The following is an 18,691-nucleotide window of genomic DNA, read 5'->3' as shown; positions in this document are numbered from 1 at the left end:
CTGAGAAAATAATATTTACCCGTTTCAACCAGTTGGTGGATAATCTTAGTTTTATCAATATAAACATAACCTCCCTGCCGGATTTCCCGGAAACTCTGTATGCCAATGGGGTATTTTCTTAACATACAGCGAAGATACGGATATTCTCTGGCTGGCACCCTCAAAATAAGATTTAGCCGAAATTTGGCAAAAATAAAGAGGGCGGGTATTCGGTGAAAGGCAACTGCTGCAGAAAAGATAGAAAACAGGTTCGGGGGGTGCTTCCAGACCTTCTTTACAATTATTTACAGCCTGGTAGTCAATAAAAACCAGTTTAACGCAAAACCAATATTACTGGTTAAAAACGATGCCGCGGCTTTTTCCAGCGCTTCCGGGTTGGATTGAACGCCTTTGGGCTTAAAATCGAAATCCGCCCCAGGGACATTCTCCGCTATCACCCTTTTTGCCTCCCATACAATATAATTACCAGGCAGGGCAATCTGCAGTATCATGCCGGGTAATCCCCAAAAGGACTCCGGACCTGATTTAGACGTGATCTGATCGGTGTAAAAGGCCACTACATAAACCGAATCTAAAATGATGGCATTGGCTCTGTGACAATGGAAGCCTAGGATTTCTCTTGTGTCATTGGTATACCGCCATTTTATTTTCCCGAGCGGTTCTTTAATGATATACTGATTGTCCGCGACGGATTTTTCTGACAGCTTTTGTAAAGTATGCAGGTTGGTGAATACCGAGTTGCCGGAGGCAATAACATCAATAAACTGATCAGAACTGTGTTCTGTTTTTGTGGGTGTATAAAAAGACAGGGAATCATTAAAATATAAGTCAAAGCTTGTCTTATGCAGTTGAGGATTCGCCGCCTTATATTGAATGGTAAATTGCTGAAACCTTTGATTGTCGGGTAAATCAAAATGATCTCTGAGCAGGGCATAGGCATTCACCCTTCTTTCAAAAGTGATTTTACCTTTGGTAATGATCGCAGGGAGTTGCCCATAGAGGTAGCCTTTTGAAATAAGCAGGAAAAATAGAAATAGCTTTATCACTTTTTTGGGTTTCATGAATTTTTATTTTTCACTTTTGAATTTTTTGAAGTCCCAGATAACCGACACGCCGAAGTTTCTTCCAATGGTCAGAAAGCTGTGTTGGGTGACTATATTGTTATAGGCATTGCGGCTAAAACCGGTATTTTGATTAAAGATATCGTTGGCAGATATTTTAATCAGGAGTTGTTCGTTTTTTAAAAACTTTTTCCCAATCCAGCTATTCAATAATAACCTATTGAAGCTGGTCGTATACTGGTTGGTTTTATCCTGCCAGACATAATCCAGGTCGGTATGCAGCTGAAAATGTGCCGGCAGATAATAATTGAAGCTAAGTGTGCTGTTGCTTTGAAGGTAATTGTTATGTAAAGCGTTTTGTAAACTAGCTTTGTTAATTATATAACCCAGGGTGTTTGAAATATTAAAGTCGTAGGTAGATGTCCTTGTTTTGTCTAGCCCCAATGCCAGTGCATATGATTTGGCATGCATTGCATTTTGTACCCCATTTATGAAATTGAAATATTTACTGTTTTGAACTTCTGCGCTTACCGAAAGCTTCAGCTTCTGGGATTTTGAGACTCCGAAGGAATAAGTGCCTGCGCTATAAAAATGGGTATTGAACCGGTTGTTGATATTCAGATAACTCATGAGGGTTTTACCTGTGGTCGCATCCGTTGAAATGTTACTGGTTATTCCATGACTGGTGAGGTTATAAGACATATTAATGGTAAAGTACTGGTCTGATTTTGTATTATAGGCGGTATAGGAAGCGGATAGTTTATTGGAAAAGGAGGGCTTTAACTGCGCATTGCCCACCACCAGGTATAAGGGATCCGTATTATCCACAATGGGTTGTAGTTGATATACGGACGGAAGGGTGGAGGCGCCATCATAATGCACATTGAAAGATTTTTGACTACTTAAGTTAAGGGTTAAGTTGACATGAGGGGCCATATTCAAATATGTCTTTGTGAAGGCTGAATCTTTAAATAAATTAACTTGTTCTAATTTTTGTTGATTGAAATGGTTGCCAAAGGATAATAATACTTTCTTTTTACCGTAGGAGAAGTCTAAGCCCAGGTGGTTATTTATTTGCCGGTAAATAAAATGATTGCTATATAAGCTGTCGATGTTTTCTGTATTTGCGCCCTGTAGTTGATCAAAGGCGTTAATATTGGATCTTGTCTTAAAGCCGTCATAGCCGTAGTTAGCAATGAAAGAAAGGCTTTTGCTGACAGGTTCCGTATACGTGATATTGGCTGAGAACTGATCCAGGTGGTAGCTGGAATGTTTGATTAAGTCGATATATTGACTACTGTCCGGTACATTTGCTGCTTTTGTGGAGTAAAAATGATTGGTCGCATTTTGCGAGCCGCTGCCGGTCCTGTTATTTTGGACCAGATTTACCATGGCGGACAAGGTCCTTTTGTCTTTATGGAACCTTTTTGTCCAATAAGCGCTGGTATTCAGATACTGACTGTTGGTTTTGTTTGTGTTCGCTGCATCGGTGTTATTTAATAGCAGTTGATTCTGATTATAGGCCGCTGAACGGGTATTGGAACGATTGAGGGTGTTTTCAAGCTGACCATTTGCGGCAATTTTTAAACTGGAGGAGGAATCTAATTTATGTCAGAGGACATATTGATCAGGTGTAAGGATTTGCTGTTGTGGCTCTGCAGGTCGGACCGGGTGATAATATAGGCGTCTTCCGGTAAAAAATTCTGGTCCGTGGTGCTGCTTTGATTTTTTATCTGCAACTGATTGTATTTATAATCTCCGTTAAAAGTCGTTGAATGATGCTGCCAGCTATTGTTATAATGACCGCCCGTCGAAATGGATGTAGGCAGGCCTTCTCCCTGAAATTGGCCGCTGCCTCCTGCAATACTGCCAAAGGTGCCCTGGTCGGAACTGGAAAGATCGGTTACGCCGTTGTTGGCCACTGTTAGATAAGCCGCTGCTTTTTGTGCTCCCTTAAAGGCATTGACCATGGCCCTGGAGCCGTAGATGTTATTGGTGCCGGCCGAAGCTTCGATTTTGCCAAATGCACCGTTTTTTTTATTTTGTTTAAGCGTGATGTTGATTGTTTTGTTTTTAATACCGTCGTCAATGCCTGTGAAAATGGCCCGGTCCGTTTTTTGATCAAAGAGCTGAACCTTATCCACCATATCTGCTCTCAGGTTTCTGGTAACGAGTAAGGGGTCACTTCCAAAGAACTCTTCCCCATCCACAAGGACCTTATGAACGTCCTTGCCCTGTCCTTTAATATGACCATAGGGGTCAATCTGAATACCGGGTAACTGTTTTAACAAGGTTTCGACATTGGCATTTTTATCCACTTTAAAACTGTCGGCGGTATATTCTGTTGTGTCGCCTCGGATGACAATGGCGCTGGCTGATTTACTTTTGATGATTACGTCTGCCAGCAAATGGCCTTTTGTCATCAGGCTTACTATTCCCAGATTGATGATGCTTGTTGAATCTGATTTACACTGGGCAGGTTGAAACAAGTCCACATAACCAGGGTAGGTAAAAAGTAATAGATAGTCGCCGTCCTTGATATTTTTCAGTTCAAAGAATCCATTTTTATTGGTTCTGGTGTCTGTAACAATAAAGGAATCTTTAGCTGATAGCAGGCAGGCGGAAACGTTGGGAAGCGGAAGTGGGAGGCTGGTATCTAGGAGCTGCCCCGTAATTTTATTTTGCCCGCAGGTAATACCTGTAATAAGGAGAAAGAGAAGCATCATCAGGGATGCTTTTAAAAAATATTTCAGGTATTGATTATACAAGCCGTCTGGGTTTTGTGTTGAATGTCTGGTTTAATTCCCGGAATTGCATATATCACTATGCAGACGAAGTTAGAATAGATGATATAACTAAGTTAATGGAAATATTGTTAGTGAAGTGTTATTTTGGGAGAACCGCGCCTGCGCTGAACATACCCGGTCGCATTCACTTTAGGCATAAAAAAAGCAGTAGCTGTTTTTATTTGCTACTGCCCTTAGTTTGATTCACCGTTATTCAATTACTTAATTTGCCCCGAAATCTATTTTTACCGTGCCGCCACTGGTTCTGGCATCCAGCGAAGGCCCGCCGCCATTTAACTGACCGGTTGCGTGATCCTTTTGTTTATTTATCTGTACCTGAAGGCCGTTTACCTGAGCCATGCTCACGTGAGAACCCTTAATGTCAAAATTCATTTTCGTGTTGGCAGGAATGGAAAGACTGATATTACCGCCGCTGGTAGAAAGCGATGCGTTATTTTGAAAGCTGCTAAAGTCCGCTTTAATCATGCCGCCGCTGGTATTACCTTTAAGGGTCGCTGCTATGTCTGCCAGGCTGATATTGCCGCCGCTGGTAGATACGCTTAAATTGCCGTTTATGCTATTTCCGGAAATATTGCCGCCACTGGTTCTCATTTCTATGTTGCCTTTCAGATCTTCCATTTTGATATTGCCGCCGGAAGTGGTGGCCTGGATATCACCACCGCTTTGGGTGGCCTCGATATTTCCGCCGCTGGTTCGGCCCGTGACTTGACCGGATAGGCCATCAAATCTGATATTACCGCCACTGGTGGAAAAATTCTGATCACCTTTTAAGGCGCTCAGTCGGATATTGCCGCCACTGGTTTTAAGATCGGTGGCCACTTCATGACTGACATGGATGATATAAGAAATGCTGACGCTCTTATTCCAGCTGCCCGATTTAGTTCTTCTGGCAATCGCTGTCAGGGTGTTCCCTTCTTTGTCTACCGAAAATTCATAGTCATTTTTCAGGATTTCCATGATTTCTTCTTTTGAATAGTTTTTGCCGTTATTGCCTCTGCCCAACACTTCAATAGTTGCCTGTCCGACAGCATCACCATCGATGCTGATATTGCCGCCGCTGGTAATGGCCTTTACGTTACCGATGGAGCCGGCATTAAAAGATTTTGTCATCAGGCTGATCTCTTCAGACTGCCCCTTAAAATGTACTCCATTGGATTCCACGCTGATGCAAGACAGTGAAAAGGCGGCCAGTCCTGCGCAAATAGAAGCGAAAACTAATTTTCTCATTTGTATCTGTTTTAAATTTATCCGGTTAATGATGGAAAGCATGCCAAATAAAGGCCAAGGTTATAATATGTTGAATAATAGCTTGTTATTGAATCCTTTGTTGTATGGAACTGTACGTTTTTGATACAACTGGTACGAGTGACCGGCTTTTTTGAGATGTCCGGCTGCCGGTTTCTAACTATATCTAAATATCGATGCCTTTCAAAAATAATGATTTTGACAGATCCGTACATTATTATCAATAAATACAATAAACAGCCGTGTGCTTATAGACAGATGTAAGGGAATGCAAAGTGCTCATATCCCATGTAAACAGGCCGCCATCAGCTGCTCTACAGTAATATTTTCCTGCCTCTTTTGGGAAAGATAAGGGTGACGCCAAGGGCGTTTTGCTGATGGAGCTCTTTATGGATTACCTGTTCATTGCTGCCAACCGGTTTTATATGGGCGATGATAACAGGTAAGTCTTTGATGGGGTGATGGGAGTTATTGCCGCCGGCCAGGCTATCTAAGGTCGCCAGGTTGCGCATTAAAAGCACCGGTTTTAAATGCCCGAATAAGTGAGCATCCGGCTGTTGGTCCGGAAAAGAACATTCAATGGAAATGCCTTTGAGTTGACCCGCTTTTAAAATAGGTGCAACCGCCTGCCATAAATCCTGCATTTTAGTGCTTTGCTCGATAGCGTCATCACCTGTGTCCCCTAAATAGAGAAAATAATTGACACCATTTTTTATGAGAAAGGCCGTGCTCTTGCCTGGCACCGCATGACTGAGCGGATAGGCCGTTACCTCCAATTTGGTATTTTCCAGCGGTGTTGACCGGCCCGGTTGTAAGCGGACATAGTGATATTTATTCAGGGCCGGTTGTTCGCCTTCATTGGCAAAATTAGCCCAGCTGGTCCAGGTAAAGTATTTGGTCTTCAGGGTTTGTATGGTAAAGGGAAGCCCGTAAATGGGTTTTTTACTATCCTCCGGAGCATTAATAATCAGGCCTGCCACATGATCCAAATGCGGATGAGAGATCAGATATCCCTTAATGCGGTTTTTTTGAAAATCAGCGGGGTCCATTTTAAAAAAATGATGTCGCCTGGCGGCCCTAAGGCCGTCATTAATGGTGCCGCCGTCCAGGGCAATAAAAGCCGTGTCCTTAAAGGGCGCAATCAGATAGCAGGAGAGATTGCCTTCATCACCGCCTCCGTATACGCCCAGCGGCAGGATGGTAAAATGATGCTGGGCCCGTACGGTAAAAACCGTGCATCCCAGGAAGAATATAAAAATAAAATGCAGGCTATTTCTACGTAATCGTTTCATTATAAATGGTTTATTAATAATGGATGCCCTTTTTTCGGATACTTTGTAGTCGAAGGGATACCAAGGGCGCCAACGGGCTTTTTTGAAGACACTGCGCCGCTCATCAAAAAAGGATGCCGCTACTACGAACGCTGTAGCTAACTTTTATGCAAATTACGCATAATCTTCCGGATAATCTTCGGTAATATCCCTATTTTTACGGTCAACAAAAGTGCAATAATTCATGAGAAATCTTATCGTAGCGATCCTCGCTACTGCCTGTCTGCAAGGAACTTTACAGGCACAAACAGTGCATACGCAATCCAGGGATACGGCCTGGAAAGAAGCGTACAGAGCCTCCTCTCCAAAAATTAATGATATTGTCAATACGAAGCTGGATGTTCGCTTTGATTACGACAAAAGCTATTTATATGGCAAGGCCTGGATTACATTAAGTCCCCATTTTTATGATACGGACAGCCTGACTTTGGATGCAAAGGGGATGGATATTGCTAAAGTGGCACTTGTCAGCGGTAGCAAGCAAATTCCATTAAAGTATACCTATAGCGATAGTTTGCAGCTGCATATTCAGCTGGGTAAAACTTTTAAGGCCGCAGATAATTATACCGTTTATATAGAATACACTTCAAAGCCCAATGAGATTAAATCTCATGGCAGCGCAGCCATAACAGATGATAAAGGGCTTTATTTTATCAACCCCAAAGGGTTGGATAAAGATAAACCTACCCAGATCTGGACCCAGGGAGAGACCGAGAGCAACAGTGTATGGTTTCCCACCATTGATAAGCCGGATCAGAAAACAAAGATCGAGATCGCCATGCGGGTACCGGATAAGTATGTTACGCTGTCCAACGGCTTGTTAACGCATCAGCAAAAAAACAGCGATGGGACAAGAACCGACACCTGGAAGCTGGATATGCCCATTGCGCCATACCTTGTCTTTATGGGAGTAGGCGATTATGCTATCGTAAAGGATCACTATGAAGGGAAGGAAGTTGCGTACTACGTAGAACCTGCCTATAAGGATGTAGCCCGTAAAATCTTTGGCAATACACCCGAGATGATCGGCTTTTTCTCCAAAATTCTGGGGCTGGATTACGTCTGGCCAAAATACGATCAGATCGTCGGCAGAGATTATGTCAGTGGTGCCATGGAAAATGTAACCGCCACCCTGCACCAGGAATCCGCCCAGCAGAACGCCCGGGAATTGACCGACGGTAACAGATGGGAAGATGTCATTGCCCATGAACTGTTCCATCACTGGTTTGGTGATTTAGTAACGGCCGAGAGCTGGAGCAATCTGACCGTGAATGAGAGCTTTGCCAATTACAGTGAATATTTGTGGGAGACGTACAAATATGGTAAAGATGCAGGTGAGGCCCAGGCTTATAATGAGATGCAGGGCTATCTGCGCAGCGGCAGTGAAAATAAAGACCTGGTCAGGTTCTATTATAAAGATAAAGAAGACATGTTTGACGCCGTCAGCTATAATAAAGGCGGCCGTATTTTAAATATGCTGCGTCATTATGTGGGTGACAGCGCCTTTTTTAAATCACTGAACCTGTATCTGAATCAAAATAAATTCTCCACAGGGGAAGCCCATCAGTTAAGATTGGCTTTTGAACAGGTCACCGGACAGGACCTCAACTGGTTCTGGAACCAGTGGTATTTTGGGGCCGGACATCCGGTACTGGACATTAGTTATGTGTATGACTCCAGTCAGCATAAAACCATTGTGGCTATTGAACAGCAGCAAAAATCAGCAGAAGTATTTCAACTGCCCATTGATATCGACGTATATGTAGCAGGCAAGAAGACCAGACATAGTGTATGGATGGATCACCAGCGTCAGCTTTTTAGTTTTTCAGTGGCTGCAAAACCCGAGCTGGTGAATGTGGACGGAGATAAGATACTGCTGGCTGAGAAAACAGATCACAAAACCCTGCAGGAGTTTATTGCACAGTATAAGTTAGCAGGTAATTATGTAGACAGAAAAGAAGCCATTGATTACGCCAGTGATCATATGGATGAGGCCGGCGCCAAGGATTTTCTGATCAGCGCTTTAAATGATCCGTATTTTGGGCTGAGAAAAGATGTCCTGCAGCAAACCAATCCCAATAGTTACACGGCAGCAGACTTTAAAAAAGTGCAGCAGATCGCACAAAATGACCCAAGCCGGCCTGTTCGCGCCGCAGCGATCGACGTGCTGGCCTTTACCGGAGATCCTGCCTATAAGGATATCTTTACGGCCGGGGTTAAAGACTCTTCTTACAGTGTAGCAGGCGCTTCTTTACAGGGCCTGGCCAAAGTAGATCAGCAGGCCGCCATGACACTGTTGCCCGAGCTGGAAAAAGATGCCAAGGGGAGACTGGCTTCTGTCGTCCAGAAACTGACCATTCTGACTAAAACGGATGCGGATTTTGATGAAATCTATAAGAATTTCACCGAACTGCCCATGGGCCAGGAGAAAGTCAGCGGGTTATTTGATATGATATCCTATATGAATAACCTGAAGGATCCGGATCATTTCAAGAAAATGACAGACGCGGTAGTAGAGGTACGGGAGAAAATCGCTGCCATGTATCCCCCCTTTAAAGAAAGAATTAATCAGACCCTGACCCAGCTGCTGACTCAAAAGACCCAGGCACACGGCCAGGCTGCAGACGCTGCTAAGGATCAACAGGAGATTGACTACTTAAAATCTCAGATTAAATAAAAATCCGCCAGATGAAGGCTCGTTATCCGGTGTCCACAGGATAGCGACCTAAAAGCCGGTAAAATAAGTATCGGGGTGCAGGCTCAAAAAAAGAGCAGCACCCCGGTTTTTATTTTTACAGCTAAATAATGCCCGTCTAATGGAGGTTCAGAGGCTGGTCGGCAAAATCGCAAAATCATTTGGGGAGATTTTGCGCTTCGGGTTAAGATTTTTGGCGGCTTGACTTATCTTCGCTGCCATGACAGCAATTGAAAATGTAGAACTTCGCAGTGTGATTGTGCATCAGGTAGGCAATCCTACCAGGGGCGAGCAGCTGGTGCTTTCAGAAGCGCCGCTTACCTTAAATGATACCCTGGTCAGAGAGATGCTCACCAAATATTTTCTGGGTAATTTTAATGAAAACGAACGCTATCACTTTACCCATGTCAGTGATCTGGAACTCAATGAGCTATATGCCTACGCAGGCAGAATTTTTGAGGACAAAAAGTCCTTCACGGAGGTATCGGTGGATATCGCACAGTTTCTTTTCAGTAAAAGCACGCATGTGAAGGTGAAGCAAGGGGAGCTCTATGTGGCTCATTTTGGAGAAGTGCCACTGGATGGAGAATTTGTGGAAGCCATCGGGATCTTTAAAAGTGAGTCCAAGCAGCCCTTTTTAAAGGTCTTCCCCCACGGAGACAATCTGGAGGTCACCTCCGAAGAAGGCGTAAATATCAATAAACTGGATAAAGGTTGTGTGATTTATAACCGCCAGCGACCCGAAGGGTATGTGGTTTGCGTGGTGGATATCACCAATAAGCAAAATGATACCCATTACTGGATCGATGAATTCCTGCAGGTAACGCCTTACAGTGATGCCTATCATCAGACCGATAAATTACTAGGTTTTTGCAAACAGTTCTTTACCCAGGAATATCCGGATAAATTTGAAGTGGCCAAGAGCGAACAGCTGGAACTGGTAGAAAGGTCCATGGATTACTTTAAAACCAATGAACAGTTTGATTTGCAGGAGTTTACCAAGGACGTAATTGTACATGAAGAAGTAATCGATACTTTTATGGCTTATAAGGAGAATTACGAGAAGTCCAGGGAATTTGAAACACCGGAAAGTTTTGATATCAACCTGGCCGCCGTAAAAAAGCAGGCTAAATCCTTTAAGTCAATTTTAAAGCTGGATAAAAACTTCCATATTTATATCCATGCCCGCAGGGATTTACTGGAGAAAGGCTTTGATGATATGAGCGGTAAACATTATTATAAGCTCTATTATGATGAAGAAAGCTAGAGTAGGGCGCTCCGTTGTAAGGTAGGGAAGGGCACCGGTTGCCCAGGGCCGCTTTTAAATATGAAAGCAATATAGTATTTTTGGCTTCGGGCGGCGGCGCTAAGGCGTTTATAGCCTGCTCATTATCAGCATTAAATAAAAAGTCATGCAGCAGTATTTAGGGTTATTGCAACATATTATGGATAAGGGGACGGATAAGTCTGACCGGACCGGAACGGGGACGCGCAGCTTGTTTGGTTATCAGATGCGCTTTGATCTCCAGGAAGGCTTTCCCCTGGTGACGACTAAAAAGCTGCATCTGAAAAGTATTATATACGAACTGCTCTGGTTTTTACAGGGGGATACCAATGTAAAATATCTCAATGAACATAAAGTGTCTATCTGGGATGAATGGGCGGATGAAAACGGCGATTTAGGTCCGGTGTATGGAAAGCAGTGGCGTAGCTGGGAAGGTGCTGACGGGAAAATATATGATCAGTTAACGGAGGCGATAGAACTGATCAAAACAAATCCCGACAGCCGTCGTATCATAGTCAATGCCTGGAACGTAGCCGATCTGCCCAAAATGGCGCTGAGCCCTTGTCATGCTTTGTTTCAGTTTTATGTAGCTGACGGAAAATTAAGCTGCCAGCTCTATCAGCGCAGTGCGGACGCCTTTTTGGGGGTTCCTTTCAATATAGCCTCCTATGCACTGCTTACGATGATGATGGCCCAGGTAACAGGGCTGCAGCCGGGTGACTTTATCCATAGCTTCGGCGATCTGCATATTTATAACAATCATTTTGAACAGGTCAGGTTACAACTGACCCGCAACCCGTATCCGCTTCCAACCATGAAGCTGAACCCGGAGGTCCGGGATTTGTATGATTTTAAATTTGAGGATTTTACGCTGGAAAATTATCAGTCTCATCCACATATTAAAGGCATTGTTGCTGTTTAATACATTATATATTTAAAAATCTTATCCGCTATACTATGTCCACATCCATGAACATTACTTTAATCGTTGCAGCAGCCAATAATAATGCCATCGGTAAAAATAACCAGATGCTCTGGTATATGCCGGAAGATTTTAAATATTTTAAAAATCAGACCTGGGGTTTACCCGTGCTGATGGGCAGAAGAACCTTCCAGGCGCTGGAAAGTAAAGCGCTGCCCGGAAGACTGAATATAATATTATCCAGGGATAAAAACTTTAAGGCAGAAGGGGCAGTTGTTGTCAGTAAACTCGATGATGGTTTCTTTTTAGCCCAGGAACATCATTATAATGAACTGATGGTTATCGGCGGGGCTGAGATCTATAAATTACTGTTGCCTAAAGCAAATAAAGTTTACCTGACCCGTATAGATGCCAGTTTTGAAGATGCAGATGCTTTTTTCCCGGAGCTGGATCCCAAACAATGGAACAAAGTGGCCAGTTTCCCGCATGAGGCAGATGAGAAAAATCCATATGCCTATGTGTTTGAGACCTGGGAGAGAAAAAAATAGGTCACAAAAAAAGCCTTAATATCTTCTGGCAAAGCTAAATCCGTAGCCAACCTCAAAATAAAGATTGCGGCCATAGGCCGAAGACCGGATTTTTTCGGACTTCATTATGTCGTCGCCTCTCAGGTAAATGGCGGAAGCGTTTGGTTTTTGAAGGGGCTGTTCCGCCTGTAAGCCCAGTAGAAGCATTGCTTTTTTAGAGACCCAATAATGTGCATTCACGCCCCATTTTATACCCGGTACGTCTCCTTGCATTTTGTAATGCAGATGCACTCCGTTGTCAAGTGTCAGCTCCCGGTCTCTTCCCCAGTCATCGACTGTATAACTAAATCCAAGGGCAGGCAGGATTTCCCAATTTTTTATTTTTAACCGGTACATGACACCGGCGTCCAGTGTAGGTTTTATGTTTTCGATGGGACGAAAAATGGCTTCCAGGATATCTTCCGCATGGATGCCAATAGCGGTTGGGTCTAAGATAGCCGGTCTTTGACTACGGTAATAATTAATGCCCAAAGCACCGTAGGCAAGCCAGTCTTTATTAAAAGCATAATTAAAACGATACCCCTGGTGGAATCCAACCGAGGGCCTTTGACCTAACAAATGAGAGGCTGTCTTGGCCGGCATAAAGATCATGCCGGCACTCAGGTTGAAAGAGCCGTATTTTTGAGGGATACGGGACTGATTGTTGATGGATAGCGATTGCGCCTTGGCAGATAAGACCGCAAACAGCAAGAATAAAAACGGTAGTGTTCTCAGGCAGTGAATAGGCATGATAAAATATGATGGGTAATGTTTTTTTATAAACGGCTTCACCATGCAAAAAGGCTACAGTGCCATGGGATTATTTTTGTATGGAACCGTAGCCTTTTATGGCCGGAATATTTTAAAAGTGCCCGTTTATCCGGGCCTTGCTATACCTGAAACACGCCTAATTTAAAGCTGTCAAAATCAGGGTTTTCATTGGCGCAGGCGATGCCCAGTGCGATTTTTTCGCGGGTGACACCCGGGTCAATGATTTCATCTATCCAGAGTCTGGCAGCGGCATAATATGGAGTCGTCTGTTCTTCGTATTTTGAAGTTATCTTTTCCAGTAAGGCTTTTTCTTCTGCCTCTGATACGCTTTCACCTTTGGCTTTTTTAGAAGCTACCTGTATCTGTAGCAAGGTTTTGGCCGCCTGGCTGCCGCCCATCACGGCTATTTTAGCAGAAGGCCACCCATAGATAAATCTGGGTCCGTAGGCTTTGCCGCACATGGCATAGTTGCCGGCGCCAAAACTATTACCGATGACAATGGTGAATTTAGGAACAATACTATCGGAGACCGCCTGGACCAGTTTCGCACCGTCTTTGGTGATGCCGGCGTGTTCACTTTTACTGCCTACCATAAACCCTGTTACGTCCTGAAGGAATACCAAAGGGATTTTCTTCTGATTACAGTTCATGATGAAGCGCGCGGCCTTGTCGGCGCTATCACCATAAATGACACCGCCTAGCTGCATTTCTCCTTTGCCGCTTTTGACAACCAGCCGCTGGTTGGCGACGATGCCCACTGCCCAGCCGTCAATACGGCCATAACCGCAGACAATGGTTTTGCCATAGTCCTGTTTGAACTGATCAAACTCACTGTTATCTACCATTGCGTGAATGAGATCAAGGGTGTCATAAGGCTTGGCGTTACCGGTACTAAGGGTCTGGTATAACTGGGCAGGATCTGTTTTCGGCAGCGCAGGTGCGGCCCTGTCAAATCCGGCCTTTGGGGTAGTCCCCAGTTTGGCAATAAGCCTTCTGACCTGATCCAGACAGGCCGTTTCTGAGTCGAATTTATAATCCGCAATGCCGCTGATGGCGTTATGGGTGGTGGCTCCCCCTAAAGTCTCTGCGTCAATATCTTCTCCGATGGCTGCTTTTACCAGATAAGGGCCCGCCAGAAAAATACTGCCTGCGCCTTCTACCATTAAAGTCTCATCACTCATAATGGGCAAATAAGCGCCTCCTGCCACACAGGCACCCAGCACCGCAGAAATCTGAGTGATGCCCATACCACTCATCCGGGCATTATTATAAAATGCCCGTCCAAAATGCTCTTTATCCGGAAATACTTCTGCCTGCAGCGGTAAAAAAACGCCGGCACTATCCACCAGGTAGATAACCGGTAAACGGTTTTCCATGGCAATCTCCTGCATCCTTAAAAATTTCTTGGCCGTAATCGGAAACCAGGCACCTGCTTTTACCGTCTGATCATTAGCGATAATCATACATTTACGTCCGGCGATTTCTCCGATACCGGATACCAGACCGCCACTGGGGCAGCCGCCATACTCCTGGTACATTTCATAAGCGGTAAAACTGCCCAGTTCATGGAACCTGCTTTTTTTATCTATCAGGTAATCAATTCTTTCTCTGGCCGTCAGTTTTTTTCTGCTGTGTTGTTTCTCGATCGATTTTTTGCCGCCGCCCAGCATAATCTGTGCTCTTTTGGCTTTTACATCACTGGATAATAACTTCATCCAGTCTTCATTTTTATGTTTACTTAAATCCATTACTAACGATTATTAGTTTTAAAGGTAGGGTTTAATTGTTATATATAAAGCGGGAGCATTCAAATTTTAAAAAATATTTTACTGAAATCCATAAACGATTGCCTTTCAGGATGTAAAAGATAGGTTTCTTTAGGGGAGGGATAGCAGAATTTGGGCACGGGATCAGCCTTTGGTAAAGCCACTTAACGGATTGGGGACAATTTTTAATGGCGACAAGTTTTATGCTAATTGAGGAGGAACTAGCATATTCCCAAAATAAAACCTAATAAAACCTGCTTAATTTTGGTAACTGGTGAAATAGCTTATTTTTGGTAAACCTTCATTAGGTGTAGACGTGCTTTTTTTAAGTTAAGGTCAGTGATTTGACTTATTTCTGATGTGATTTATTGAGCAGTCTTATTAATAAAACAGTTGAGTTTCAATGAAAAGGATTATTTTAAGTGTTTTTGTATTGGTTTTTGGTGTCTGCTGCAGTCAGGCAAATGCGCAGGGCCCCATTGCTCAGCAGGCGCAGACCTCTCCCAGTATCACGACAGAGTTGCTAAGAACAGAAAATACGCTCCGGGAAGCGTTTGGGAAAAAAGGTCTTATCTGGCCGGCCAGGGAAATCTATATCCGCTCTTTTAAGTATGACAGCCAGTTAGAGGTCTGGGCTCGTAACAGTGATAATGAACCTTTTAAGCTCTTTAAGACTTATAAAGTCTGCGTAATGGCAGGCACCATCGGTCCTAAAAGAATAGAAGGAGATTACCAGGTGCCGGAAGGATTCTATTATATCTCTGGCTTTAATCCAAGAAGTGAATATCACCTGTCTTTAAAACTTAATTATCCCAATGAATCTGATAAGCTGTTAAGCGATAAGGTTAAACCAGGTGGTGGAATTTATATCCACGGAAACTGCGTTTCCGTAGGTTGTATTCCCTTGCAAAACGATCAGATTGATGAAGTGTACCTGCTGGCTACGGCAGCCCGGTTAAATGGTCAGAACTATATTCCGGTGCATGTGTTCCCGGTGCGCTTTGACAATGAGCAGAGCCTGGCCTACTACACTAAGTATAGTTTTAATGATGTGGATCAGCAGCATTTTACAGCAAGCCTAAAGCCTGTTTATGATTATTTTGAGCAAAACCATGAATTGCCTTTAATAGGCGTAGATCTACAAGGAGATTATAATGTACTGAATTAAGGGTTGAAGTTTTGTAGTGTAAAAGACTACAAATGAACACAAGCCGCATAAAAAGAGCGGTCTGACTTTAATTGCCAGACCGCTCTTTGCATATCCAAAAAAAGATAAGGTAGACGGGTGGGCAGGATACACAGAAAGCCAACCAGATCGCTTAGCCGGATCTAGGCTAAAGGAACGAATGCTTTATAAGCCTGTCCGCTTTCATCGCTGGAAACCCTGTACTGGGTGCCCGGTAAGATATAGCAGGCTTCCCCTCTGAATAAGTGAAGATCGTTTTGACTCCCCGGATCCGCATTGTCAGAGATATTGATGTCGCCATCCATCACCAGGATGATTTCTCCTGATTTACTATGCCCTTCAGTAGCGGCCCCTTCAGTTAGGTTAATTTTTTGTATGCCAAAATCACCCACCGGACAAGGATAGTTCCACGTGGCATCATCCAGTTGATCTCCATCCATGATATTGGGTTCAATGCCTTCAAAAGTCGTATGCTTTAAAAGCTCAGGTACATCAATATGTTTAGGCGTTAAACCGCCTCTGAGCACATTGTCGCTATTGGCCATCAGTTCCACATTCTGTCCCTCTAAATAGGCGTGCGGAACACCGGCTCCTTGAAAAACAGCCTGGCCTGGTTTTACATATACAATATTGAAAAAATAGATGGAGAAAATTCCCCGGTCGATATTAGTCAGGGCTTCTGATTCGCTAATGCCATTGGGATATAGCTTTTTAACCCAGTAAGCCGGCGCTGTTTTGGCAGGCTCAGTCGCTAAAGCAGATTTTACCAAAGGTTCCAGAAAATTATCTACCTCTTCCTGAGGTAATTCCATAACGTATTGGTAGAGTCCTTTGTAGCCGGAGCGGTCAAATTCTGCTAAAAGCGGCGTAAGTTCCGCTGTGTCTAATAATGTCTGGCGCAGTAACGCTTCATTTTTAAAGCCGTGCAATAAGTAAAAATCGCTAAGCGCTACCATGACCTCGGGCTTATGATTGCGGTCTTTATAGTTTCTGGTAGGGTCACTGATGGATTTGCCTTCCGCCTCTTCCTTATCAAAGCCTTTTTCCGCCTCTGATTTAGAAGGGTGTACCTGGATAGAAAGCATTTCTTTGACATCCAATACTTTAAACAAATAAGGCAATTCACCGAACTTCTCAAAGACCTCACTGCCAATGTATCTGGCCGCGTCCTGTTCAATGAGTTGGTTTAAAGCATTTTTCTGGTGATTCATGTCCAGTGTGGATGGAGCAGATGGGTGGGCTCCCATCCAATACTCAGCAAAAGGTTCGTTACTTTTATTCTCCAGTTGTAATAAACGGGGGATAAAAGTTGTCCCACCCCAGCTGTAGTTTCTGACTACGCCGCTTAGGAGAAATATGTTTTTTTCGGACATATGTTCAATTTAGATAGAATGATGGTTTATCGCGGCAAAAGTACAAAGCTTATCCAGTAAACCCAAACGCCCGGCTAAGGCTATTTATTCCACAGGGATAATGGGTGACTTGCGTTTGTTCCCCTTGCCGATTATTTTAAGGCCGCTAAGGTCCTTTTTGACGGGATAGCCTTTCAATTTGTCTTTTAATAACTCAATAAACCGGTAAGTAGCCGGACAGTACATGATATTTTGCTTATGGATATGGATGTAATCCTTGACTTTCTGCTTAGCCAGGTGTGGAAAGCCGGCACAGTCATAAGGCCTGGCCTCGTATATAGTGCAAAGGTTGGTGGACAGATCCAAAAACTGGCAGGGCTGCTGCCGGTTTACCCAGTCTTTCTCTTTTTTTTGTTTGACCAGCCATTTTTCTTTAAAGGCTGCCGGTGTCATATGCAGGAAGGTGGCCGCCCTTTTAATGTCTTTTGGGGTGAAGGTGGGCGTCATTTTTTTGCAGCAATTGGCGCAAGTGGTACAGTCAATCTCCTGCCAGACCTGTTTGTCCGTCTCTATGGCCAGTTCATTTAAGTTCTTAGGAGGCTGTTTTTCTAATTTATTGATAAACCTCCTGAATCCTTTTTTCTTTTCTTCGGCCTTTATGGCAAAGGTCTTTAAATTGATTTTTTTCATCTTTTCCCTGGTTAAAACGACGACTCTTTGTATAACTTCACGAATAGTACAACAAACCTAAGATTTTAGAATAACTTTGCCAATAATGTGGGAGTCTTCTATAAAAGGATTTGCAGGTTATCTTCAACTTGAGCGGTCTCTGAGTCCCAACTCGGTGGAGGCTTATTTGCGTGATATTCAAAAACTGACCAGCTACCTGGAACTGGAAGGTAAAAAGATGGCACCACATCAGCTTACCTTAAAAGATCTGCAAGGTTTTATCCGGTTTGTGGCAGAGCTGGGGCTGGAGCCCACGACGCAATCCAGGTTGATATCCGGTATTAAAGGTTTTTATAAGTATTTACTGACAGAGCAGCTTATTAAGGCAGACCCCACTACACTGCTGGAAGCTCCGAAAACCAGGAGGAAATTGCCTGACGTACTCTCCTTTGAAGAGATAGAAGCCATGATTGCCGCCATCGATCTCAGTAAGCCTGAAGGTCATCGCAATAAGGCCATGCTGGAAGTATTATACAGCTGTGGGCTCAGGGTAAGTGAACTTGTCGGGCTTAGAAAAAGCTGGCTTTTTCTGGAGACCGGCTTTATTAGGGTAATTGGTAAAGGAGATAAAGAGAGGTTAGTGCCTATTGGCAGGGAGGCCATGCATTATCTTAAAATTTATGAACAGGGCCAAAGAAGGGTAGGAGTGATTCAGCCGGGATATGAAGATTTTGTATTTTTGAATAGAAGAGGAAAGCCTCTTACGCGTGTGATGGTGTTCTTAATTATTAAGGACCTGGCAAAAGCTGCCGGCATTAAAAAGAATATCTCACCGCATACCTTACGTCACTCATTTGCGACACATCTGGTAGAAGGCGGTGCGGATCTGAGGGCTGTCCAGGAAATGCTGGGGCATGAAAGCATTACCACTACCGAAATTTATACGCATCTGGACAAACAGTTCTTAAAATCAACATTGGAGCGGTTTCATCCGGCTTTTAAATAGATTTTGGAAAATAGGGATTAAAGTAGCTA

The 18,691-nt window shown here is 43.7% G+C and carries 16 protein-coding genes; 6 read left to right on the top strand and 10 right to left on the bottom strand.

Going from position 1 to position 18,691, the window contains the following annotated elements; all coding sequences use genetic code 11:
* The 6 genes from BLU80_RS20155 to BLU80_RS15710 all read right to left on the bottom strand — a co-directional run.
* A partial coding sequence (locus tag BLU80_RS20155) for an AAA family ATPase (protein ID WP_139188174.1) occupies positions 1 to 125 on the bottom strand: 125 nt, incomplete at its 3' end.
* 159 nt (positions 126 to 284) lie between these two features.
* The gene (locus BLU80_RS15730; protein WP_091400387.1) at positions 285 to 1,061 is read right to left on the bottom strand and encodes a GLPGLI family protein; all 777 of its coding nucleotides are present in this window, start codon (positions 1,059 to 1,061) and stop codon (positions 285 to 287) included.
* 6 nt (positions 1,062 to 1,067) lie between these two features.
* Positions 1,068 to 2,513, bottom strand: a complete 1,446-nt coding sequence (locus BLU80_RS15725) for an outer membrane beta-barrel protein (protein ID WP_262482937.1) — start codon at positions 2,511 to 2,513, stop codon at positions 1,068 to 1,070.
* Positions 2,514 to 2,662: 149 nt separating this feature from the next.
* Positions 2,663 to 3,787: a carboxypeptidase-like regulatory domain-containing protein gene (locus tag BLU80_RS15720; RefSeq protein WP_139188173.1), complete on the bottom strand. Its 1,125-nt coding sequence runs from the start codon at positions 3,785 to 3,787 to the stop codon at positions 2,663 to 2,665.
* 282 nt (positions 3,788 to 4,069) lie between these two features.
* The gene (locus BLU80_RS15715; protein WP_091400380.1) at positions 4,070 to 5,095 is read right to left on the bottom strand and encodes a DUF4097 family beta strand repeat-containing protein; all 1,026 of its coding nucleotides are present in this window, start codon (positions 5,093 to 5,095) and stop codon (positions 4,070 to 4,072) included.
* Positions 5,096 to 5,427: 332 nt separating this feature from the next.
* Positions 5,428 to 6,405: an MBL fold metallo-hydrolase gene (locus BLU80_RS15710; RefSeq protein ID WP_091400378.1), complete on the bottom strand. Its 978-nt coding sequence runs from the start codon at positions 6,403 to 6,405 to the stop codon at positions 5,428 to 5,430.
* Between the two features lie 223 nt (positions 6,406 to 6,628).
* On the opposite strand from BLU80_RS15710, the gene BLU80_RS15705 reads away from it, so the two are divergent.
* From BLU80_RS15705 to BLU80_RS15690, 4 genes are all read left to right on the top strand, one after another.
* Entirely contained in the window at positions 6,629 to 9,121 is a 2,493-nt protein-coding gene (locus BLU80_RS15705) for a M1 family metallopeptidase (protein ID WP_091400375.1), read from the top strand.
* A gap of 238 nt (positions 9,122 to 9,359) precedes the next feature.
* The gene (locus BLU80_RS15700; RefSeq protein WP_091400373.1) at positions 9,360 to 10,406 is read left to right on the top strand and encodes a nucleoid-associated protein; all 1,047 of its coding nucleotides are present in this window, start codon (positions 9,360 to 9,362) and stop codon (positions 10,404 to 10,406) included.
* 145 nt (positions 10,407 to 10,551) lie between these two features.
* Positions 10,552 to 11,346, top strand: a complete 795-nt coding sequence (locus tag BLU80_RS15695) for a thymidylate synthase (RefSeq protein ID WP_091400371.1) — start codon at positions 10,552 to 10,554, stop codon at positions 11,344 to 11,346.
* A 35-nt stretch (positions 11,347 to 11,381) separates the two neighbouring features.
* Positions 11,382 to 11,894, top strand: coding sequence for a dihydrofolate reductase (locus tag BLU80_RS15690; protein ID WP_244518970.1), 513 nt, complete (start codon positions 11,382 to 11,384; stop codon positions 11,892 to 11,894).
* A 15-nt stretch (positions 11,895 to 11,909) separates the two neighbouring features.
* Here BLU80_RS15690 and BLU80_RS15685 read toward each other — a convergent pair whose 3' ends face one another.
* Both BLU80_RS15685 and BLU80_RS15680 read right to left on the bottom strand, forming a co-directional pair.
* The gene (locus BLU80_RS15685) at positions 11,910 to 12,662 is read right to left on the bottom strand and encodes a hypothetical protein (protein ID WP_139188172.1); all 753 of its coding nucleotides are present in this window, start codon (positions 12,660 to 12,662) and stop codon (positions 11,910 to 11,912) included.
* 140 nt (positions 12,663 to 12,802) lie between these two features.
* Positions 12,803 to 14,431, bottom strand: coding sequence for an acyl-CoA carboxylase subunit beta (locus BLU80_RS15680; protein ID WP_091400364.1), 1,629 nt, complete (start codon positions 14,429 to 14,431; stop codon positions 12,803 to 12,805).
* Between the two features lie 421 nt (positions 14,432 to 14,852).
* Between BLU80_RS15680 and BLU80_RS15675 the strand changes: the two genes are divergently transcribed.
* Positions 14,853 to 15,617: a L,D-transpeptidase family protein gene (locus tag BLU80_RS15675; protein ID WP_091400362.1), complete on the top strand. Its 765-nt coding sequence runs from the start codon at positions 14,853 to 14,855 to the stop codon at positions 15,615 to 15,617.
* A 161-nt stretch (positions 15,618 to 15,778) separates the two neighbouring features.
* Here BLU80_RS15675 and manA read toward each other — a convergent pair whose 3' ends face one another.
* Together manA and BLU80_RS15665 are read right to left on the bottom strand one after the other, a co-directional pair.
* Positions 15,779 to 17,008: a mannose-6-phosphate isomerase, class I gene (gene manA, locus BLU80_RS15670; protein ID WP_091400359.1), complete on the bottom strand. Its 1,230-nt coding sequence runs from the start codon at positions 17,006 to 17,008 to the stop codon at positions 15,779 to 15,781.
* Between the two features lie 84 nt (positions 17,009 to 17,092).
* Positions 17,093 to 17,677, bottom strand: coding sequence for a YkgJ family cysteine cluster protein (locus BLU80_RS15665; RefSeq protein ID WP_091400356.1), 585 nt, complete (start codon positions 17,675 to 17,677; stop codon positions 17,093 to 17,095).
* Positions 17,678 to 17,762: 85 nt separating this feature from the next.
* Between BLU80_RS15665 and xerD the strand changes: the two genes are divergently transcribed.
* Positions 17,763 to 18,662, top strand: a complete 900-nt coding sequence (xerD, locus tag BLU80_RS15660; protein WP_091400353.1) for a site-specific tyrosine recombinase XerD — start codon at positions 17,763 to 17,765, stop codon at positions 18,660 to 18,662.
* Positions 18,663 to 18,691: the final 29 nt, after the last annotated feature.

Origin of the sequence: Arachidicoccus rhizosphaerae, from assembly GCF_900107765.1 — a bacterium.
GTDB lineage: Bacteria > Bacteroidota > Bacteroidia > Chitinophagales > Chitinophagaceae > Arachidicoccus > Arachidicoccus rhizosphaerae.
The sequence above is the reverse complement of the archived record's forward strand: the minus strand, read 5'-3'. Positions and strand labels throughout refer to the sequence as shown.